15 protein-coding genes are annotated in these 19,260 nt (G+C 40.7%); 6 read left to right on the forward strand and 9 right to left on the reverse strand.

Annotation, left to right across the window (positions count from 1 at the left end):
• Positions 1–27: 27 nt before the first annotated feature.
• Together J4N24_RS15690 and J4N24_RS15695 are read left to right on the forward strand one after the other, a co-directional pair.
• Complete coding sequence (locus tag J4N24_RS15690; RefSeq protein WP_207534639.1) at positions 28–1,269, forward strand: aminotransferase class I/II-fold pyridoxal phosphate-dependent enzyme; 1,242 nt, start codon at positions 28–30, stop codon at positions 1,267–1,269.
• Between the two features lie 283 nt (positions 1,270–1,552).
• A complete protein-coding gene (locus tag J4N24_RS15695; RefSeq protein WP_207424884.1) occupies positions 1,553–1,744 on the forward strand; it encodes a BF3379 family histone-like protein in 192 nt (63 codons plus the stop codon).
• Positions 1,745–1,822: 78 nt separating this feature from the next.
• Here the strand turns inward: J4N24_RS15695 and dapA are convergent, their stop codons facing one another.
• Together dapA and ligA are read right to left on the reverse strand one after the other, a co-directional pair.
• The gene (dapA, locus tag J4N24_RS15700; RefSeq protein ID WP_207534640.1) at positions 1,823–2,701 is read right to left on the reverse strand and encodes a 4-hydroxy-tetrahydrodipicolinate synthase; all 879 of its coding nucleotides are present in this window, start codon (positions 2,699–2,701) and stop codon (positions 1,823–1,825) included.
• A gap of 157 nt (positions 2,702–2,858) precedes the next feature.
• Positions 2,859–4,871 carry an NAD-dependent DNA ligase LigA gene (gene ligA, locus J4N24_RS15705; RefSeq protein ID WP_207534680.1) on the reverse strand — a complete coding sequence of 671 codons (2,013 nt, stop codon included), beginning with the start codon at positions 4,869–4,871 and terminating at the stop codon, positions 2,859–2,861.
• Positions 4,872–4,975: 104 nt separating this feature from the next.
• On the opposite strand from ligA, the gene J4N24_RS15710 reads away from it, so the two are divergent.
• On the forward strand, positions 4,976–5,566 hold the full coding sequence (locus J4N24_RS15710) for a NanQ anomerase/TabA/YiaL family protein (RefSeq protein ID WP_207534641.1): 591 nt from the start codon (positions 4,976–4,978) through the stop codon (positions 5,564–5,566).
• A gap of 64 nt (positions 5,567–5,630) precedes the next feature.
• On the opposite strand, the gene J4N24_RS15715 is transcribed toward J4N24_RS15710, so the two are convergent.
• The 4 genes from J4N24_RS15715 to J4N24_RS15730 are packed head-to-tail and all read right to left on the reverse strand — an operon-like array spanning position 5,631 to position 9,052.
• Positions 5,631–6,638, reverse strand: coding sequence for an MBL fold metallo-hydrolase (locus tag J4N24_RS15715; RefSeq protein ID WP_207534642.1), 1,008 nt, complete (start codon positions 6,636–6,638; stop codon positions 5,631–5,633).
• Positions 6,635–7,762, reverse strand: a complete 1,128-nt coding sequence (locus tag J4N24_RS15720; RefSeq protein WP_207534643.1) for a putative type IX sorting system protein PorV2 — start codon at positions 7,760–7,762, stop codon at positions 6,635–6,637. Before J4N24_RS15720 ends, J4N24_RS15715 begins: the two co-directional genes overlap by 4 nt.
• Positions 7,746–8,432 carry an ACP phosphodiesterase gene (locus J4N24_RS15725; protein WP_207534644.1) on the reverse strand — a complete coding sequence of 229 codons (687 nt, stop codon included), beginning with the start codon at positions 8,430–8,432 and terminating at the stop codon, positions 7,746–7,748. Before J4N24_RS15725 ends, J4N24_RS15720 begins: the two co-directional genes overlap by 17 nt.
• Positions 8,433–8,482: 50 nt before the next feature.
• Entirely contained in the window at positions 8,483–9,052 is a 570-nt protein-coding gene (locus J4N24_RS15730) for an NUDIX domain-containing protein (RefSeq protein ID WP_207534645.1), read from the reverse strand.
• Positions 9,053–9,133: 81 nt separating this feature from the next.
• On the opposite strand from J4N24_RS15730, the gene tyrS reads away from it, so the two are divergent.
• Complete coding sequence (tyrS, locus tag J4N24_RS15735) at positions 9,134–10,420, forward strand: tyrosine--tRNA ligase (protein ID WP_207534681.1); 1,287 nt, start codon at positions 9,134–9,136, stop codon at positions 10,418–10,420.
• 258 nt (positions 10,421–10,678) lie between these two features.
• On the opposite strand, the gene J4N24_RS15740 is transcribed toward tyrS, so the two are convergent.
• Positions 10,679–11,710 (reverse strand): LuxE/PaaK family acyltransferase, encoded by a 1,032-nt coding sequence (locus tag J4N24_RS15740; RefSeq protein WP_207534646.1) that lies wholly within the window; start codon positions 11,708–11,710, stop codon positions 10,679–10,681.
• A 293-nt stretch (positions 11,711–12,003) separates the two neighbouring features.
• Here J4N24_RS15740 and J4N24_RS15745 point away from each other — a divergent pair, with 293 nt between their 5' ends.
• Positions 12,004–14,463, forward strand: coding sequence for a glycoside hydrolase family 31 protein (locus tag J4N24_RS15745; protein WP_207534647.1), 2,460 nt, complete (start codon positions 12,004–12,006; stop codon positions 14,461–14,463).
• A gap of 13 nt (positions 14,464–14,476) precedes the next feature.
• Positions 14,477–16,474, forward strand: coding sequence for a 1,4-alpha-glucan branching protein GlgB (gene glgB / locus J4N24_RS15750; protein WP_207534648.1), 1,998 nt, complete (start codon positions 14,477–14,479; stop codon positions 16,472–16,474).
• 49 nt (positions 16,475–16,523) lie between these two features.
• On the opposite strand, the gene J4N24_RS15755 is transcribed toward glgB, so the two are convergent.
• A complete protein-coding gene (locus J4N24_RS15755) occupies positions 16,524–17,624 on the reverse strand; it encodes an Ldh family oxidoreductase (RefSeq protein WP_207534649.1) in 1,101 nt (366 codons plus the stop codon).
• Positions 17,625–17,626: 2 nt separating this feature from the next.
• Positions 17,627–19,219, reverse strand: coding sequence for a bacillithiol biosynthesis cysteine-adding enzyme BshC (gene bshC, locus J4N24_RS15760; RefSeq protein WP_207534650.1), 1,593 nt, complete (start codon positions 19,217–19,219; stop codon positions 17,627–17,629).
• Between the last annotated feature and the right edge of the window lie 41 nt (positions 19,220–19,260).

The raw sequence follows: 19,260 nt of genomic DNA on the forward strand, positions 1-19,260 counted from the left end.
TAATAATAACTTTTAAAAATTAACACATTGGATTTATTTGATAAAATAGCGAAACACATGGGGCCGATCGGGCAGCATCAGAAATGGTCTCATGGGTATTTTTCATTTCCAAAACTTGAGGGAGAGATTGCTCCTCATATGAAATTTCGCGGGAAAGAGCATTTAGTGTGGAGTCTAAACAATTACCTTGGATTAGCAAATCACCCGGAGGTTCGGGAAGCAGATGCTAAAGGGGCGGAAGAATTTGGTATGGCTTACCCTATGGGAGCCAGGATGATGTCGGGTAATTCCAATCATCACGAGGCTTTAGAAAAAGAGCTTGCTGAATTTACAGGATTTGATGACGCATTCCTTTTGAACTATGGGTATCAGGGAATGGTGTCTATTATTGATACCCTGGTTGATCGTAACGACGTTATCGTTTATGACGCAGAGTCGCACGCTTGTATTATTGATGGTGTCCGACTACATATGGGGAAACGTTTTGTTTACCAGCATAACGATATTGACAGCTGCCGCAAGCAGTTGGAGAGAGCAACTAAATTAGTAGAGCAAACAGGCGGGGCAATTCTTTTAATTACTGAAGGTGTTTTCGGAATGTCAGGAGCCCAAGGTAAGTTAAAAGAACTGGTTGACCTTAAGAAAGATTTCAAATTCCGTCTTCTTATTGACGATGCTCATGGATTTGGAACAATGGGCCCAACGGGTGCTGGCACGCATGAGGCTCAGGATGTTATTGAAGGAGTTGATGTCTACTTTGGTACGTTTGCTAAATCAATGGCAGGTATTGGTGCTTTTGTCGCATCTAAAGAAGAGGTAGTGAATTTCCTTCGTTATAATATGCGTTCTCAGACTTTTGCTAAGGCTTTGCCAATGCCTATGGTTGTAGGTTTGCGTAAGCGCCTGGAACTGCTTAGAACAAAACCTGAATTACGTGAGAAGTTATGGCAAATCGCAACAGCGTTACAAACAGGTTTACGTGAGCGTGGATTTGACCTTGGAGTTACCAATACGATGGTAACCCCGGTTTTCCTTAAGGGAGAGCTGCATGAAGCTACAGCTATTACAATGGATCTTCGTGAAAATTATAGTATATTCTGCTCTATCGTGGTTTACCCTGTTATTCCTAAAGGACTTATGGAACTGCGTATCATTCCTACTGCAGCTCATACCCTGGAGGATGTTCAAAGAACTCTTGATGCTTTCTCTGAGGTTCAGGAGAAGCTTCAGAAGGGGTATTACAAAGAAGCTAAAGCAATGCCTGCATAAGGAAAGCTTTTGATTTCTAAACAAAAAAGGTGCAATATTGCACCTTTTTTGTTTTTGGGAACTTAGGGGTCTCCACGGTTTAAAGAAATGTATTTTTCATATACTTAAATCAGTTAAATATTCTGCATTATAGCAATTGTAGAAAATAAGCCTAATTGTGGAAAAAAAGCCTCTATGGGCATATATGAATATTTTGAAAATATTTTTTTTTTTGAAAAAAGCCGTTACATTCGCTTAGCTTATTAAAATTATTAACTTATTAAAAACTAAACTAAGCACTACAATGGCAAATTACGAAAGATTTACGGAGCTAAAAGACCTGATCGTAGGTTTGGAGGCCGATGCAGACAAGTTCTATAACAAAGGAAACAATGCTGCTGGTACACGTGTAAGAAAAGGTTTACAAGATGTAAAGAACCTGGCTCAGGCTATTCGTCTTGAAATTCAGGAGTCTAAAAATGCAGCTGCAAAATAAACCCTGTTAAACAAAGAAATTAAAAAGCCCGGATGATCATCGCCCGGGCTTTTCTTTTTATTTAATCTTAGCAAATAATTACAATAATGCTTGATAAGCTGCTTTGATCTTCTGCGAAGTAGCTTCACTAACACTTACCAGAGGGAGTCTGAGGGTATCAGAACATATTCCGATGTGTTTTAGTGCAGATTTAACTCCTGCTGGATTGCCCTCTGCAAACATTAAATTTGTGAAATCGATCAATTTATAATGAAGTGGCTGTGCTTCTTTAAACTTCCCTTCCAAACATAAACGAATCATATCGGAGAACTGTCTCGGGATGGCATTTGCAACAACTGAGATAATTCCCGCTCCTCCCATAGCTATCATTGGTAAAGTTACAGAATCATCACCTGAAATAAATAGAAAGTCTGCAGGTTTATCTTTCAGGATCTGATTAAATTGATCAAAATTACCTGAGGCTTCTTTTACTCCAAAGATGTTTTTGAAATCAGAAGCCAGGCGTAAAGTAGTTTCTGGTGCCAGATTACTTCCAGTACGACCCGGAACATTATAAAGAAGAATAGGAAGCTGGGAAGCTTCTGCTATTGCTTTATAGTGTTGATAGATCCCTTCTTGAACAGGCTTATTGTAATAAGGACTAACAGAGAGAATAGCTTCGTAACCAGGAACCTTAAATTCTTGAACAGCTTTTACGATTTCTCTGGTGTCGTTGCCGCCAATTCCTGCCATTAAGGGCAAGCGTCCAGCAACTTTTTCAGCAATAAATTCCCAGATTGCCTTCTTCTCATCCTTATCGAGTGTTGCTGATTCACCTGTAGTTCCTAAAGCTACCAGGTATTCAACTCCACCATCTATCTGATGTTCAATAAGTCTTTCTAAACCGCTGAAGTCAACTTCTCCGTCTGATCTGAAAGGAGTTACAAGCGCTACCCCTGTTCCGTAAAATTTGTTCATTATTTTTCTTAAACCTGACCCCTTAATAGTTGCTGATTAATTACGACATCTTCGGGGGCTGTAAAATAGGCCGCTAATTTAGCAAAGAGATATGAGAAATAAGATATGAGTTATCAGAAATACGTCAACCACTGAACCCCCATCATCCGATAAAGAGTTACTGGATCAGTTCCAGTAACTCTTTATCGGTGATGATGGGGATATTCAGTTTATTCGCTTTTTCCAATTTTGAAGGTCCCATATTATCACCAGCTACCAGATAGTTCAGCTTACCTGAAATGCTACTTAAGATCTTGCCACCATTTGATTCGATTAGTTGAGCAAGCTCCTCCCTGCTATATTCAGCGAACACTCCGGAAATTATAAAAGTTTTACCGGTGAGTTTATTACTGGCGAGAGAAATCTCTCTTTCTTCTGTTATAAATTGGAGACCAGCTAACTGTAATTTTTGTATCTGATCAATATGTTTCTGACTCTTGAAATATTCTACAAGGCTTTCAGCTATCCTTCCACCTATCTCATCTACCGATGTTAGTTCCTCGTATGAGGCATTGATCAGACTATCTATGTTTTTAAAATGTGTTGCCAGCTTGCGTGCTACTGTTTCTCCAACATAACGTATTCCCAAACCGAATAACACTTTCTCGAAAGGCATTTGTTTTGATTTCTCGATACCTCCCAGCATATTGTTGATAGACTTTTCTCCAAACCGTTCCATTTGCTTGAGGTCATCCATCTTCTCATGAAGAACATAAAGGTCACTGATATGCTCTATTAGTCCCTTTCGATATAAAGCCTCGATCGTTTCATCTCCCAGGCCGTCTATATTCATCGCTTTACGTCCTATGAAGTGCTGCATCTTTCCTACGATCTGAGGTGGGCATTCTTCATCATTCGGACAGTAATGAACAGCCTCACCTTCTTTTCTGATAAGATTACTGCCACATTCCGGGCACATTTCAGGATAATTAACCTTTTTGGCATCTTCGGGACGTTTCAAAGTGTTCACTGAAATTATTTTCGGAATTATTTCACCTCCTTTTTCAACAAATACCGTATCGCCTTCGTACAGATCCAAACGTTCAATCTCATTGGCGTTATGAAGTGTTGCACGTTTAACAGTGGTTCCTGCAAGCAGAACTGGCTTTAAATTAGCAACTGGGGTAACAGCGCCGGTTCTTCCAACCTGATAGGTAACTGCCTGTAACACCGTTTCCGCCTGCTCGGCCTTATACTTGTAGGAAATTGCCCAGCGGGGGGATTTAGCCGTAAAACCAAGCTCATGCTGCTGAGCATAGTTGTTAACTTTTATTACAATACCATCTATATCGTAACTAAGATCAAAGCGGTTTTTATCCCAGTAATGGATAAATTCTAAAACTTCATCAATGTTCCTCGTAAGTTTGTTATGTTCACAAACTTGGAATCCCCATTCTTTCACAGCCTGAAGACTCTCCCAATGGGTTCTAAATAACTGTTTGTCAGAATATAAAAAGTATAGAAAGCAATCTAAAGGGCGTCTGGCTACCTCTGATGAGTCTTGTAATTTCATGGTTCCCGATGCAAAATTTCTGGGGTTCGCGTACGGTACTTCCCCTTTTTCGATACGCTCAGTGTTCAGACGATCAAAAGCAGCCCGGTGCATAAATACTTCCCCCCTGATTTCGAAGTTGTCTGGAAAGCCTGATGCCCGTAAATGTTTTGGAATTTTATTAATGGTTTTTACGTTTGTTGTGACGTCGTCTCCCTGAGTACCATCGCCCCGGGTAACAGCTCTTGATAATTTCCCATTTTCATAGGTCAAGCTCATAGACAAGCCATCAAATTTTAGTTCACAAACATATTCAAAGTTATCTCCGATCGCTTTCCTGATTCGCTCGTCAAAATCTCTCAGATCCTGCTCGTTATACGTATTGCCCAGGGAAAGCATTGGCCAGCGATGTTTAACCGTCCTGAATTCTTTAGTGATCTCCCCACCAACTTTTTGAGTAGGAGATTCAGGGTCCTGCAATTCGGGATGTTGCTTTTCCAGCTGCTCCAACTCTTTTAATTTTTGATCAAATTCAAAGTCAGATATAGTAGGTTGAGCAAGAACATAGTAGTTATAGTTATGCAGATTAAGCTCTCTTACAAGAGCCTCCATAGTAGCTTTAACATCCGGTTTTGACATGGAACGAAGATAGTATTTTTGCATTTTAAAATAGCTGTGACAATAATTCCTGTTTTTAAAATGCTGTTAAAAAAGGCTTATATTGGCAGGCCAAACAATAATCAATGAATTCTAAAATAAAAGTACTTCAACTTGTTGCAATTTGTTCGTTGCTGATTTTTAGCTCTTGTTCGTCTACAAAAAAAACGACCAGCTGGTTTAGAAAAGGGGACTGGTATAATGGTTTGCCTTTGATTCCCTACGGAGATATTGATAAAAAGGAATTCGAATCGCAATATCAAAAAAACAGAGCATGGTGGGATTTGGCCTTTAAATATCTTAAGGAGACTAATTTGGAAACGGTAGCTCCCGGAAAATATCCCTTAGATGGAGATAATGTTTACGTTTCTGTAACAGAAGGACCTGGTAAGAAATTTGAAGCGGCTAATTGGGAGTCGCACAAAAAGGTTATAGATATACAGTACATAGCGCGCGGGAAAGAAAAGATGGGGATGGCACCTGTTGCAAAAGCGACTGTAACTAAGCCTTATGATGAGAAGAGGGACGTTGCGAATTACGCTACAGAAGGTAAATTTTATATAGCAGAGCCAGGCACTATGTATATCTTCTTTCCAGGGGATGCTCACAAGCCAAGTATTGATGTGGATGGAAAACCAATAAAGAAGGTGGTTGTGAAGATCAGATATACGGAATAGGAATTAAAGCAACTTTGAATAGGGATTGGGACATCAGGCAAGGTGTCCCATTTTTGTTTGTAGATTAAAGATATTGCATCCACCAAAGGTTTTGGTATTCCTTTGCTAGTACAGTTTCACCAGGTTCGGGAAGAAGTAGTTTGATATCTTTTTCTTTCGCAGCAATAAGCAGATCTTCCACAGGTTCTTCCCAGGGTTGGGGGGCAAGGTTGAAGGTAGCCCAGTGAATTGGAAGCATTAGTTTTCCTTTCAGCATAAGATGGGCTTCTGTCGCCTTAACTGGTCCCATATGTATATCTTCCCAATCGTCATTTGCGGCTCCTATCTCTAAAGCTGTAAGGTCGAATGGTCCGTATCTTTCTCCTATATCAGAAAAGCCGGGGAACATTCCTGAATCGCCCCCAAAGAAGAAACTATGTTGGGGACCCTGAATGACCCATGAGGCCCAAAGAGTCTTATACCGATCTCTAATCCACCGACCTGAAAAATGGCGGGCAGGAGTTGCTGCAATCTTAAATCCCTTCTCAAGTTCATATTCATCCCACCAATCAAATTCATGAATATTATCAGGATAAGCACCAAAGGTTTTAAGCCATTTACTTACTCCCAGTGGGCAAAAAAACTGCATTCCCGGGCGAATATTAATGATTTGCCTGATGGTCTTTTCATCAAGATGATCATAATGGTCATGAGAAATAATTATTCCTTCCAGTGGAGGTAGCTCTTCAAGCTTTAATGCCGGGGTGAAAAAACGCTTAGGGCCAATAAAACTAAAGGGAGAAACTACTCCAGACCATACAGGATCAGTAAGGAAACGCTTGCCGTCTACTTCCACTATAAGAGTTGAATGACCAAGCCAGGTAACCCTTACTCCTTCATGCGGCGCTTGGTCTAGTAATTCAATTTTGGAACGAAATGGGCCAAGAGGGATTTTGGGCTCGCGTAAATGCTTCCTCTTGTCCAGGAAGTTCTCCCGAACTATTTTTAAAAAAGTCCCTTGCTTAGTAACGACAGTAGGGAGTGTATTAAGAAAGATTTTTCCATTGAAGTTTGGCGATTTGTAAGCCGTCATCTAGTAGGATTATTGAAAATTAGCCTTACTGAAAACACGTTACTGTACAGCGCGTCAGAAACGTTTCCTAAGTCTGTTAACGCGTAATCAATGCTAAAGTTCTTGATCCTGATTCCGATTCCTGCGTTGGGCTGGAACTCGTAGCTTTCCTTTCCTTCAAAATCTTTCGACTTTTGAATATTGCCAATCCCTGCTCTCAAAAAGGCTATCTTTTTGAAATTTCCTTCGAGGCCAAACGTTGGATCGGCACTTATGGGATCGGCAGAGACCAGGACATTCCTTCTCCCGTCGGTTGTTAAATTGAGATTAGTCTCTGCAGAAATGCCAAAATTTTCATTGATTGGAGTGGAGTAGGCCGCACCGAGAATAATTCGAGGATAGGTTATTTCAGTTGAGTTTTTGGGGATATTATTCCCTGTAGAAGCATACACGGTTGAAAGTTTTTCTGCGTTATAGCTCCAGGAATTATAGGTGGTAGTTATATCCCTTCCCATAACTCCAAAAGACCAATGTCGTTTTAAGTACTGAATTCCAAAGTCAAGTCCAAATCCGAAGGATTTACCATATTCTCCAACCTTCCGGTGAATCACTTTAACGTTTCCTCCATAACTCAGTCCCTGGCTTTCCCCATCAATGTTTTCACTATCTCCTATTGAAGCAGGACCTACTCTTCGTTTTCTTGCGTTCCTTGCGTAAGATAGGATAAAGGCATAGTCGGCAGCAGAAAAGGATTTAACACGGTCATAATTAATATTGCCATCGGCATCAATCAATTCCGAAGTATCAGGGATATCATCAACAGCAAAACGGACTATGGAAAATGAAACTACGGCCGTATGATCTGATACAGCAGAAGCCAAACCTGCATAATCATACCGGGCAAGGCCTGCAAAGTATTCCGAGTGCATAACACTTGCTTGCACAGGACCTTCCATTCGGGTTAAGCCAGCTGGGTTCCAATAGGCAGCAGTAACGTCGTTGGCAGAGGCTATTACAGATTGGGACATACCGAACGCCCTTGACCCAACCCCAATGTTTAAAAACTCATTGCTGTACTTCTCCTGAGAGAGGGAAATTGCAGGTAGTAATAAGGCTAGAAAAGGAACTTTAACGCGGAATGTCATTATTCAGAATGCTTTCGATCTCCTCAAAGATAAGCATAAAATCTCGCTGAAGCTTTTGCTGATAGTCAATCAGCACTGCCGTCAACTGCAGCTTTTGCGTTTCAGAAAATGGATCTTCCCAAATACGCATGCAGATTCTGTTTAAGGCGTACATAATGTTGCTTGCTTCGCGATAGCTGTTCAAATAAGAAGCTTCTATAAACTCGTCAAGGAACTTGAAGAATTTATCGGTGTCAAAAACAGAGTTTAGTTCCAGGAAGCACTCTAAAGCCTCTCGATCAACTTCAGCAAGGATAGAGTAAAAGTTTTCAGCTTCTACTTTAGACTCAGTAAGGAGCAAACCATCAAGCATTAGCTCCAAAGCGATATGAGCTACGAAAGAAGGGCGCGCAGGAGAACTTTCCAGAATAGGGGAGATAAGCGCCTTGATCTCATGGGTGTGCTGACAGAAGAAATCTGAGGAGTGAAAGTAATTGTCGACGGCGATGTGCCTTTTCCAACCCCAGAAAATATTACTTACATTTTCGTCATCATAAAAGGCTTCCTGTTTTTCAGGGCGAAGGCTCCATTCCTTCTTCGCATTTTTTACAAGATCAGGCAATACCACTCCAATAACCCTTTCCGGATCCCGGTTGTACCTGTCAAAATAAAAATGAGATAAAAAATTCATGCAGCTCCCTTCGCTAGTGCGACTTGTTACAATATACGAAATATTTATGATTAAATCAGGTTGTTTAGTAAGGCATGCTGGAGTAAAAGGATCGTTTTTACGTCTTTTATCTCGTTAGTCCGTAACTTATGCCTGATTTCCTCTGCGGTATATTCCAGTACATCGATATATTCGCCTTCCTCCTTCAAACCTCCGCCCTGAGCTATTCTCATGTCAGGAGTGTATCTGCCTACGAAAAAGTGAACATATTCAGTAAATGAAGATGGCGAACTATAGCCTTCCGCTATTTTTTCTATTTCCGAAATACGGTAGCCCGTTTCCTCTTCAACTTCACGCACGATAGCATGTTCCGGCAGTTCCCCTTCGTCTAATAAACCTGCACATGCTTCCAGAAGTTGCTGGTTATTATCGAGGTAAACTGGCAGGCGAAACTGTTTGGTAAGGATCACGGTTTTTCTCTCCTGGTCATATAATAATATTGTGGCTGCCGGGGGACGATTGAAAACAACTCTTTCTATGGTTTGCGTTTCTCCGTTTTGTGTCTTTTCTACGCTTATCGACTCGAGCTTGCCGTGATGTTCTGATAAAGTTCGTCTTTCTAGGATTCTGATGTCTGGCATGTCCTACTAACAATGTGAAGTATGGGTGAGTTTTTAATTTCTCAATTCTTCTATCTTTGCTGCCTTAATAAGATCCCTAAGATGAATTTTGTAGAAGAATTACGTTGGAGAGGCATGCTTCATGATATTATGCCAGGAACTGAAGAAGAACTGAATAAAGGAATGGTTTCCGGCTATATAGGTTTTGATCCGACTGCCGATTCTCTTCATGTGGGCCATCTTACCCAGATAATGACGCTTATTCATTTCCAAAGGGCAGGGCATAAGCCCGTTGCCTTAGTAGGTGGTGCTACCGGCATGGTGGGCGACCCTTCAGGGAAGTCTGCAGAACGAAATCTGTTATCGGAGGATGTTCTTACAAGAAATGTTGATGCGCTTAAGTCGCAATTGAAGAAGTTCCTCGACTTTGATAGTAATGCTGCGAATGCTGCCGAGATGGTGAACAATTACGATTGGTTTAAGAGCTTTAATTTTCTTGATTTTATTCGTGATGTTGGTAAACATATCACGGTGAATTATATGATGGCGAAGGATTCGGTGAGAAAGCGATTGGAAGGAGAAACCGGGATGTCTTTTACTGAATTTACCTACCAATTAGTTCAGGGCTACGACTTCTACTGGCTTTGGAAAAATAAGAATTGTATTGTGCAGATGGGAGGATCGGACCAGTGGGGCAATATTGTTACCGGTACTGAGTTGATTCGTCGTAAAGATGCAGGAACTGCTTTCGCAATAACTACACAGCTTATCAAAAAGTCTGACGGAACCAAATTTGGAAAGACCGAAAGCGGAGCGGTGTGGCTCGATCCGAAGAAAACCTCCCCATATAAATTCTATCAGTTTTGGCTAAATGCAGCTGATGAAGATGCCAAGAACTGGATAAGGATCTTCTCCTTAAAAGGAAAAGAAGAGATAGAAGCGATTGAACAAGAACACGATGCAGCACCGCATTTAAGGGTGCTTCAAAAAGCTCTAGCTGCAGAAATCACAGTCCGGACCCATTCGGAAGAAGCCTTGCAAACTGCATTAAAGACCTCTGGCTTTCTTTTTGGTAACGAGTCTGTAGATTTTCTTGAGAGCTTATCTGAGGATGAGGTTTTAGAGGTATTTGAAGGAATCCCAAAGTTCCCTGTTTCAAAAGAGGAGTTAGCGGGAGGCATCTCTGCAACCGATCTTTTAGCTGAAAAAACAAAGGTGTTCCCGTCAAAAGGAGAGGCACGTAAGATGATTCAGGGTGGAGGAGTTTCGATAAACAGACAAAAGGTAGGTGATGCTTCTGAGAATGTTACTGCAGCGAGCCTCGTGAAAGGCAAATATTTGATCGCTCAGAAGGGAAAGAAGAATTACTTCCTTTTGATAGCTGAATAAAAATAATAAACACGAATTACACGAATTACACTTCCTAGACGCCGTTTTGAACTATACTTGTGTATTTCGCTTGCATTGTGCTTTTCGCTTCTTGAACTATGCTTAGTGAAATTAGTGTAATTCGTGCTTTTCACTACTTGAACTTAGCTTCGTTAAATCTGAGTAATTAGCACTTTTCAATCACTCGTTATGCATTCCTGAGAATTCGTGTAAATTCCCCAAATTCGTGCTCATATAAATTCGTGCTCATAAATATCATTACTGTACCAACAAATTACAGCCCCTGATATCACTGTTATCAAACCTTCCTAAAACCTCAAAACTGCCATCGGCATACACCTTTCCCAAGTCCTGGGTTGCAATAAAGGAACAAGAGTATACGTTGGCAAGATCAATTACATTAATTCCTCCCGTTTGCCCTGGAATCAGGTAAGATAGTGGATCATTAGTATCTCTGATCAATACCCTCATCCAGGCAGGGCACTCAAATATTCCATCTCCCCTGGAGTAAGCCTGAGATAATAGTTCCGTCATGCCGTATTCTGAATAGATCTTTGCAACCCCAAAACCTGCAGTAAGTAAGGAATGTAATTCTTCCCGTATCATCTCTTTTCGCTTACCTTTCATTCCTCCGGTTTCCATAACGATCAAGTCAGGGAAATCTACTCTATAAGTTTCAATAAAGTCTAACAGTGCATAGGTAACGCCGATTAATAACACCTTCCTGTTTTGCTGCTTCAAAACCTGTAGCTTTTGATAGAGCTCGGAATGGTTATATAGATAATACCCACTATCGGTATTTTGAGTGGAATTAATAAGCGAATCGATCATGTAAATAAGAGAAGAGCCATCTCTTTCAAGATAGCTGGGTAGAAGTGCAAGAATTGTAATATCTGTAATATTATCACATAATAATTCAAAACCTTTTTGAAAGCTACGATCGTATAATCCGATGTCTTTAACGAAATGTTTACTTTGGGAGATGCCCGTGGTGCCGGAGCTTGAAAATACGGTTTCAGTACCCTCAACATCACCGGTAATTACAGAATGACTTTTAAAAAATTCAATAGGAAGGAATGGAATTTGTTCAATAGATTCAACTTTGTTTACATCAATGTTTAATGCATCGACAAATGCTGAATATACTTTATTCTCTTTTGCCTGGTATCTAAAGACATCAAGCGCTTGACTTTCGAAAGCTTTAGAGGATTGAATTGAAAATATTTTGTCTATTGGAAAATTAGTCACTTTATTAAGATAAGTCCCAAAATTAACAAGATTAAAAAGCATATTAAGCTTGTAGAGGCTTAATAATTACGAGGCAAATGCGATATTTTTAAAAAATAGTAGAAAAGTATAATAACATTTCATTTTGCGCTTCTATTGATTGGGATTTCATTAATATTGCTAAGCGATTGTTCTATAGTTTTTTGTAGTTTTAATTATATTTAGCCCTTTATTAAAACTGTTCTAAATTGTACAGTTTTATGAACAATTAGCGACTATAGCCGTTACTAGGGCGTCTTTAGTTTATTAGCTGGTAATTTGTAGCTATAGATTACAAGCGAAGTTATATAACTTTAATGGTAGAAAAAGAAAACAAAGAATCTCTGCCCGAGTTCAGCATCGAGCAGTTAGAGGAAGGTGTGCAGCACGTTAATAATCCAATTATTGGATTGACACCAATTGAAAAGCGATATCTGAAAGCCGTAAAGGAATACGTTCAGAACGGTAACAATTTTTATTTTTCTGACGGTGAAGCCCGTGTAGAAGTAAGGGTTGTAAGTGATGAAATAATTCGGGTTAGGTTAGCACCGCACGGGACTTTTTTGGAAGAGTTCTCTTATGCAGTTAATAACCTCGACCAGCGGGTAACTGTCTTTTCGTTTGATGAGGATGAAGTATTCTACAAGGTAAAAACGAATACCGTAATCTGTAAAATAAATAAGGCAGATTTTCATATTTCTTTTGAAGATAATCTTGGTTTAATTACCAACGAAGATCAGATCCCAATGCACTGGGAGGAGAATGTTGATTTTGGAGGTTATTATGTATTCTGTACCAAGAAATGCCCTGCAAACGAGAATTTTTACGGACTAGGAGATAAACCTTCTGCTTTCAATATAAAAGGCAGGCGGTTTCAGAACTGGAACACTGATACTTATTCTTTTGCCCGGGATCAAGATCCATTATATCGGTCAATTCCTTTCTATATCGGCCTAAATGAAGGTGTAGCTTACGGAATATTTTTCGATAATACCTATAAAACACATTTCGACTTCGCGCATCAGGAACATGATAAAACAAGTTTCTGGGCAGACGGAGGCGAATTGCAATATTATTACATCCATGGTCCTCACATGATGGATGTGGTGAAGCGTTATCATACCCTGACAGGAACTCATCCAATGCCGGCTCAGTGGACCCTCGGTTATCACCAGTGTCGCTGGAGCTATTATCCAGAGAGCAAGGTGAAGAACCTGGCCAAGAATTTCCGTGAACGTAAGATCCCTTGCGACGCAATCTATCTTGATATTGATTACATGGATGGATACCGTTGTTTTACCTGGAACAAGAAATACTTCCCAGATCCTAAAAGAATGGTTAAGGAACTATCTGACGATGGTTTTAAGACTGTAGTAATTATTGACCCAGGAATCAAAGTGGATGATAACTACTGGGTGTTCCGTGAAGGAAAAGAAAATAAATACTTCTGCCGCCGCAGTGATGATTACTTCATGGAAGGGCACGTTTGGCCTGGCCGATGCCAGTTCCCTGACTTTACTAATCCAGATGTACGAACCTGGTGGGGTGGTTTGTTCAAAGAGCTGGTAGAAGTTGGTGTAGCAGGAGTGTGGAATGATATGAACGAACCTGCTGTGTTTGGTTCAGGAACATTCCCTAATGATGTGCGTCACCAATACGATGGTCATCGCGGATCTCACCGTAAGGCCCATAATGTTTACGGAATGCAGATGGTGAGGGCTACTTACGAAGGCCTGAAGAAACTTCAGAAAAATAAGCGTCCGTTTACCATAACCAGAGCGGGTTACTCTGGAGTACAGCGTTATTCTTCGGTATGGACAGGAGATAACTTGGCATCCTGGGATCACTTGAAGCTCGCAGCATTACAATGTCAGCGCCTTTCAGTTTCCGGTATCTCGTTTTGTGGAACTGATATTGGTGGATTTACAGGAGAGCCCGATGGGGAATTGTTCACTCGTTGGATCCAATTAGGAGTATTTACTCCTTTCATGCGCGCCCACTCTGCTGGTGATACCCGTGAGCGTGAGCCATGGAGCTTTGGCAAGGACTATGAGGACATTAACCGTAAGTTCATCGAACTTCGTTATAGACTTCTACCATACATCTATTCGGCATTCTGGGAACAACACCGCTATGGATTCCCTATTCTTCGCCCTGTTGTGATGATAGAACAGGATGTAAAATTGAACCTTCATCGTGAAGATGAATTCACCTTTGGTGATAAAATACTTATTTCGCCAGTTATGCAGCCGGGACAAAAGTCCAAAGTTGTATACTTGCCAAAAGGAAAGTGGTATGACTACTGGAGCCATGATGAGCTTGAGGGAGGAATGGAACACACAATTCAAACCCCTCTTGACAGCATGCCGATCTTCGTTAAGGCGGGCGCTGTTATTCCCGAGTGGCCACTAATGCAGTATGTAGGAGAAATAGAGCCTGACGAGATAAAGTTCCAGATCTATTACTCCGACTATGAAGTGAACTCATTCTATTATGAGGACCACGGAGATACCTTTGCTTACGAGCAAGACATCTATACAGAAAAGAAATTTGTAGTAAAAGGAGACGCCGCAAGTCTCAATATCAAACAGTTTTCTGAGGGATTATATACCCCTCGTTACGAGACTTATGAATTGAAATTGATAGGATTGCCGTTTTTACCAAGCAAGGTTTACATTGACGGGAAGGAACAGCAGCAGGAATTAGGCTTTGATGAATTAAAACGTGTAATTATAAAGGCTAATAAAAATTTCAGAAATATCGAGATCTTAAAATAAATGGTAAATAAGCATGAGTAAGTCGAAAAAGAAACCTGCGGCCACAGAAATACTTTTGGCAGAGCCAGAAGTAAAACCAACCGAAAACCATGTAAGGCCTTTTACTAGGTTTACAGACTTCGACATACATTTATTCAGAGCGGGAAAACACTACAAGCTTTACGAAAAATTAGGTTCTCATGTAATGGAACTTGAGGGCCGGGTAGGTACTTATTTCGCTGTATGGGCACCCAATGCCAGTTCTGTTTCAGTTATTGGTAACTTCAATGGCTGGAATAAAACAGCTCACCAGTTATTTGTACGGTGGGATAGCTCAGGGATTTGGGAAGGCTTTATTCCGGAAGTTGGAAACGGCGAAGTATATAAATACTTTATAAAGTCAAATCAGGGAGAAGATCTTGAAAAGTCTGATCCTTTTGCGCTAAGATGGGAGCAACCCCCAAGAACAGCTTCAATTGTTTGGGATACCTGGTACGAGTGGAAAGATGCTGAATGGATGCAGCATCGCTACGAACATAACAGCTTGAATAAACCTTATTCGGTTTACGAGGTGCACCTGGGTTCATGGCTACGTAGTCCTGAAGATCCTGAGAAGTATCTAGGATACCGGTTAATGGCGGATAAACTTGTTCCTTATGTAAAGGAAATGGGCTTTACTCATGTCGAGTTTATGCCATTAATGGAACATCCATATTATCCTTCATGGGGCTATCAGATAACAGGTTATTTCGCAGCTTCATCTATTTACGGAACGCCCCAGGACTTGATGTACCTGATTGAGCAATTACACATCAATGGAATCGGGGTGATTATGGACTGGGTTCCTTCTCATTTCCCCGGTGATATTCATGGGTTATTCCGCTTTGATGGCTCACATTTATATGAACATGCTGATGCTAAGGAGGGATATCATCCTGACTGGAAATCATATATCTTCAATTATGGAAGGAATGAAGTCAGGGCCTTTCTGATCAGCAATGCAATCTTCTGGCTGGAACGCTTCCATGTAGATGGGTTACGCGTAGATGCCGTTGCTTCCATGCTTTACCGGGATTATTCCCGTAGGGAGGGAGAGTGGATTCCAAACCAATATGGTGGAAGAGAGAATCTTGAGGCAATTAGTTTCCTAAAAGAATTCAACGTTGCAGTTTATAGCCATTATCCTGATGTTCAAACTATTGCTGAGGAATCAACAGCTTTTCCGGGAGTTAGCCGACCTGTGTTCAGCGGAGGTTTAGGCTTCGGTATGAAGTGGATGATGGGCTGGATGAATGATACTCTAAAGTATTTCCAGGAAGATCCTCTAAACCGGAAACACCATCACGGCCAAATCACCTTTAGTACAGTATATGCCTTTACGGAAAACTTCATGCTTCCACTTTCTCATGATGAGGTGGTTCATGGGAAGAAGTCTATGGCTTATAAGATGCCTGGGGATGAATGGCAGAAATTCGCTAATTTAAGAACATTGTATACGTACATGTTCACGCACCCTGGCGCAAAACTCCTGTTCATGGGGGATGAGTTTGGTCAGACCTCAGAATGGAATGTAAATCAGTCGCTTGACTGGCATTTACTTGACTTTGCTCCCCATAAAGGTATTCAGGAGTTGATTAAAGGTCTTAATAACCTGTATAGAACCGAGCCAGGTCTCTATGAGAAAAATTTTGAATGGGAAGGTTTTAAATGGATAGAGGTAGGGGATGCTGAAAATTCCGTTTTAGCCTACTGCCGGAAGGGAAATACCGAGAATACGAAAGTTGTTATTGTATTAAACTTAACTCCAATTCCAAGAAAAGATTACCGTGTCGGTTTGCCTCACCATGGTGATTGGGAGGTAATATTCAACTCGGACGATCCTAAATATTATGGAAGTGGTTTTGAGATAAAATCAAAAGTATCTACCGAACCAACTCATTGGCATGGAAGGTCTCAATCAGCGTTGCTGGATTTACCGCCAGTATCGGGTTTGGTTCTCAAAAGATTTAACAGGACGGCGAAGTTCTGGTAGTCCATAAAAAAAGCTCCTTAAGGAGCTTTTTTTATGGCTTTTATTCACCTTATTTTATTGCAAAATCTGACAATAGGTTAATTCCTAAGCTAGCTGCTAACTCGTCAAGGTCTTTAACAACGGGTTCTACCAAAGGTATTCCGCTCTTTTTTCGTTCTCTCTCCGCCTCCGCCTCTGGCTCTCCCGGAATTATTACCGGTTGTTCAGGATTGATTGGTTTAGCTGATTTAAAGCGTTCTATCCAATTGTCCATATGTGCTTTGAATTCATCTACCGGTCTGAATCCGTCCACTCTCATGGCCCCCAAAAAATGTCCTATCCCTTGTCCTGGTAAATTAGGTAGAGGGTCTAAAAAGGCAACAAAAGGGGGTACCCATGGTCCATAATTAGCTCCTGAGAGAACAGCAGATAATATATCAACCGTTGCACTTAGACCAAAACCTTTGTGACTGCCATGATCTCTGTCGCTACCCAAGGTTAATAAAGAGCCTCCCGTTTTTAAAGCATGCGCATCTGTTGTATTTTCCCCTGTTTGTGTTTGAACCCAACCTTCCGGAATAGCCTTGCTTGCTCTTTGGGCAATCTCCAGTTTCCCGTTAGCCGCCGCTGCTGTTGCCATATCTACTACTACAGGTTCGTACCTTCCTGCAGGAAAAGCATAGCACATCGGGTTTGTTCCCAACAGCCTTTCTGTTGTAAAAGTTGGGGCGACTAAAGGACTTGCATTTGTCATCGCAAAGCCGATCATATCTTTTCTAACAGCCTCTAAGGCATGATAACCAGCAATCCCAAAATGATTAGAATTTCTTACCGATACCCATCCCGAACCGAATTTTTCAGCCTTTTCTATTGCAAGCTTCATTGCAAATGGTGCTACTACTAGTCCCAATCCGCCATCACCATCAACCGTAGCTGTAGTGGCAGTTTCATGAGCGATAGTAATAGTAGGATTCGGATTAATTCTTCCTTTTTGGTACAATCGAACGTATCCGCTTAAACGGGCAACGCCATGGGAGTCAATCCCACGAAGGTCTGAGGCCAACAAGACATCTGCTGCCAATGCTGCATGTTCTGTGGAGCAGCCTATTTTTTCAAAAACTGCTTCTGTGAACTTTCGCAGTTTGTCTTCCGGGAAAATATTAGAGTTCATATTTAAGGTTCAAGAATTGTGAACTTGAAGTCGAGAGGTTTAAAATGACGGATCAATTCTTCAATAAAGCCATCCCCATACTTAATATAAAAACGACCAAAATTCTCAATCCGTTCCTGAAGTCCATTTCCTGGAAAGTACTTGCTTTTTAGGCTATCAATCTTGTCAAGTACTTCATCATGATTGCGAACATCAGCTTTGATCATCTTTTTTTCAAGATTGCTCAGAGCCTTTTGTAATCTAACCTTAACAGCTTCTGTGCTGGGACTTAAAGTAGGATCTATTTTATATGTACGTAGTTTTATTTTCTCGAAAATGGAATTAAGCTCTATCCATTCCGCCGATAGATTTAAGGTGTGATTAGAATGACTTAGTACCCATTCTTTTTTTAATTCTTCTGCCGGTTTAAAAATATCTTTATGACAGATCTGTAGACGGCAAAGCTTGTTACTAAACTCTTCGTGGGTGATCATCGCCGAGTTCCTTAATAGAAGTATTGGAAAATCAATCTTATAGAAATCAAAGTTCGATTTAAGCTGTAACCAATAAACTATTTCTGCCCCACCACCTATGTAAGCCAAATTGGGTAAAATTACTTCCTGGTATAAGGGCCGCATGACAACATTAGGGCTGAACCGATCTGGGTGAGCTTTTATTTCTTCCTGAAGTTCTTCCTTAGAGAATTTCAACTCTGTGTTCAGCACTTGATATTGTCCGTTCTCAAACACTATTCGTTCACGCAGCCCTTCTATCATATAAAAGAAGTTGATTTCGCGAGCATTAACCTGTGTGCTATAGCCTGCTGCTGCCAGGTCTGAACTAGTTTGATTTATGGAATTAAAGCTTCTTTGATTAAGGATATCTTCTTCGATTATTGGAGCAAACTCCTGTTTTAAAGCTGCATCATCAGCGTCAATTATCACTAAACCAAACCTTTCAAACAGGGCATTTACGAGATAGCGTGTAGCGTTAGCGAGGGTATTATGTTGGAGATAAGACTCTTCGATCAGGGAGGCTAGTTTAGAAGAATTTTCTGATACTCCCAAAGTTTGCTGGTAGTCTTTTATTGCTTGAAAAATAGAAGAGGGATCTAGTTTTCCCGTAGCCCCGAAGGCCTGATGATCCCAGTTTACTTTCTTACCCAGGATGCTCGTATGGTTAATCTCAGCAAAATCATGATCTTCTGATGCCATCCAGTAAACAGGAACGAAGTTCTTATCAGGATAGGCAGCCTTCAGATCTTTGGCCAGATTAATTGCTGTAACTATCTTATAGATAAAATATAAAGGACCTGTAAAAATATTAAGCTGATGTCCTGTAGTTACAGTGAAGGTATTCTGCTCTCTTAATAACTGAATATTTCCGTTAACTGCGCTTGAAGTCGCGGTGTTAAGACGAGCATATTGTTTTAGAAGAGAGTCAACTAAGATGCTTCGATTAGCTGTTACTTTTCTTTCCTCTAATAACTTTCCAAAGTTCTCTATTGTTGGGAAATGGGAGATGAAAGGACTTAGTTTAGGATCATGTGCCAGATAGCTTAATACAGTAGATGAAAAACTTCTGGTATCGCTATAGTTTATATATGTGGCTTTCATGAGTGGACGAAAATAAGGGGAATTCTAAACATTCCCCTTTG

This window comes from Desertivirga arenae (genome assembly GCF_017355785.1).
GTDB classification, from domain to species: domain Bacteria; phylum Bacteroidota; class Bacteroidia; order Sphingobacteriales; family Sphingobacteriaceae; genus Desertivirga; species Desertivirga arenae.